Below are 2,365 nucleotides of genomic sequence, written 5' to 3'. Positions count from 1 at the left end.
GCGACGAGCATCGACCTCAGATATGTCCCCACTCATGAACAGTCCAACGAGCAAACCCAACAGCAGTCACGGTAAGCACCGTTGCAGTACTAGGCGGCTCTCCAGCGGCAGCAGTCGTACGCTCGGTCCGGAGCCTTGTGGTGAAGTGATCGATCCGATTGTCTTCTCCGTGATCAGGCTGCGTGCCACAGTGGCGCAGTGACCCTTGAGAACTGGGCTGACCTCGGAACGACCCTTGCCGCTGTCGCCACACTCGTCCTGGTCGGCTTCGGCGCCTGGCAGTTGAAGGCGCTCGGTAGGCAGGTGCGACTCGGCAGGGAGGCCACCGATGCTGCCGTCCGGGCGGCCGACGCGGCCCAGGCCGCGGTGAAGGAGTCCGCCCGCGCGCGGATCGACGCAGCCGCACCTCGCATCGTTGTCCTGGCTGAGGAACCGGCGTGGCCTCCGTTCATCGACCGGACCCGGCCCTCCATGCCCTATCGCAACGGTGTGCGGATGTTCGACAGCATGGCCCTGCACGCCGTCGAGGTGGCGGGCCGCAGCGACTGGGTCTTCCCGGAGCATGATCAGTTCCTCATGTGGTTCCGCCTGCGCGCAGTGGTCACCAACGAGGGCACGAGCACCGCCCGGATCATGCTGAACGGCGAGGGCCGGTTCATCGAAGACGAGAGCCCACTCATCCCTGGGCGGACCTTGCCCTGCCCGCCGGTCGTCGGCGTCACCGGCGACTCCTACCTCGGCCGCGAGCACGCCCTCCGCCCCGGCGAGAGCGGCTTGTTCGAGTGGGCCGTCGGCGTCCACCTCGGACAGTGGGCCGCCGACCGCACGTCCGAGGTTGCGACCTCGATCAGCATGCAGCTGTCGTCCGTCGACGGCTACAGCGTCATGGACTCCATCCAGCTCGAACTGTCCGGCAGCCCTCTGGAGCACGTACCGCAGCGCGAAGGCCACTGGCGACTCTCTGACAGGGCCGGCAGCTCCGTCAACGTCACCGCCCACCAGACGTACCGCCGGTATCGCCACGAGATGGCCGAAGCGACAGCTGAGGGTTAGACGTCGCTGGTCAACGCCAGATGTAGGAATCGTCCGTCATCGACGCCAGCAGCACCGTGCCGTCAGCGGTCGGGTTGTTGAGGGTGGCCAAGGCCCGGGCCGACGGCCGGGTACAGGTGCAGGCCAGCCACCCGCAGCACGTCGACACAGACGACCTCGGCGACGTCCTCGGCGTACAGCTCAGCCACCGCGATGCTCCGACGGACGGTCAGCGAGACGCGCACGGTGTGCACCAGGTGGAGCCGGTGGAACAGGTCGGGGCGGTTCGCCAGGTGGTGAGTTGGTCCTGGATGTGGCGCAGCCGCGACGGCTCGGGGAACTCGGCGTCGTCCAGGCCGAGCTCCTCGAAGAGCTCGCGGGCGAGCGCTTCGGTGGGGTCTCGCCGGGGTGGACCACGCTGCCGGGGACCGAGAACTGCTCGCCGTTCCCGGGGCTTCTGACGGCGGATCTGGGCGAGTTCTGGGCGTGGTGGTTGCCGGTGGAACAGACGCGGGAAACATCCGAGCTGGTTAGGGCTCGTCCTGCACGCGGGTTCGGAATCAGCTACCTGCGCCGGGCGGGCGGGGGTGGGCAGCCTTGCATGATCTCGGGACCCGCAGCCCAGGGGTAGCGGTAGTGGGCGTTACTGAAGGGCCAGATCGTGCGCTGGTCCTGCGGTTCAGGGCGGGGACAGCCAGGGCGGGAGCGGGGCCTGGGTGGTTGGGGCGGGCGTAGCACCCCCGGGTGACCCGCCCGCACAAGGAGCCGGTGGAGACCGTGGAGGCCGGCCCCGGTGGCGAGGAGCAGGTGGTGGTGTCGCACTTCGCCCTGGGCACCTGGCTCAACAACCAAAAGGCCCGCCGAGCGAAGCTCACGTCGGGACAACTCGCACAGCTCGCCGAACACGGCGTGGAGTGGGCGTGGCGGGCCTACCCCGGCCGGGTGGTGGGGCGCCCGGCGGGTGGGCGGCCGGGGCTTGCCGGGGCAGTCACAGGGTTTTGAACGCCTGTGTGACGGCTTCGCAGGTGGCCGTGAGGTCGTCGTCGGTGACCACGGCGGAGACGAACCAGCAGGCCATCGGGAAGGCGTTGGCGTGAACCCCGCGTTTGAGGAGCTCGTGGCGGAAGGCGTGGGACTGTGCAGCGCGCGCGGGACCACTCGCCGGCAGACCGCTGACCAGCCGTCCTCGGCGGGTCGGACACCCCGGTGCACCCGGCCCCGGTCCGAACCGCAGAAGTGATGCTGTTGGTGATCTTCATGAGCGACGGGTTCGAGTCCCGTCGTTCAGTTGTTGACACAGGTGCTGGAAGCGGGTGGTCGGGCCCCTTCGGTC

3 protein-coding genes are annotated in these 2,365 nt (G+C 68.8%); 2 read left to right on the top strand and 1 reads right to left on the bottom strand.

What is annotated here, in order from left to right; all coding sequences use genetic code 11:
* Positions 1 to 198: 198 nt before the first annotated feature.
* Positions 199 to 1,053: a hypothetical protein gene (locus tag ACFWIC_RS40965; protein WP_380522287.1), complete on the top strand. Its 855-nt coding sequence runs from the start codon at positions 199 to 201 to the stop codon at positions 1,051 to 1,053.
* Positions 1,054 to 1,115: 62 nt separating this feature from the next.
* On the opposite strand, the gene ACFWIC_RS40960 is transcribed toward ACFWIC_RS40965, so the two are convergent.
* On the bottom strand, positions 1,116 to 1,286 hold the full coding sequence (locus ACFWIC_RS40960; RefSeq protein WP_380522285.1) for a hypothetical protein: 171 nt from the start codon (positions 1,284 to 1,286) through the stop codon (positions 1,116 to 1,118).
* Positions 1,287 to 1,800: 514 nt separating this feature from the next.
* On the opposite strand from ACFWIC_RS40960, the gene ACFWIC_RS40955 reads away from it, so the two are divergent.
* Entirely contained in the window at positions 1,801 to 2,034 is a 234-nt protein-coding gene (locus tag ACFWIC_RS40955) for a hypothetical protein (protein ID WP_380522283.1), read from the top strand.
* The last annotated feature ends 331 nt before the right edge of the window (positions 2,035 to 2,365 follow it).

This window comes from Kitasatospora sp. NPDC127035 (genome assembly GCF_042726075.1).
Classification (GTDB): domain Bacteria; phylum Actinomycetota; class Actinomycetes; order Streptomycetales; family Streptomycetaceae; genus Kitasatospora.
This window is presented reverse-complemented; position numbering and strand designations above follow the sequence as displayed.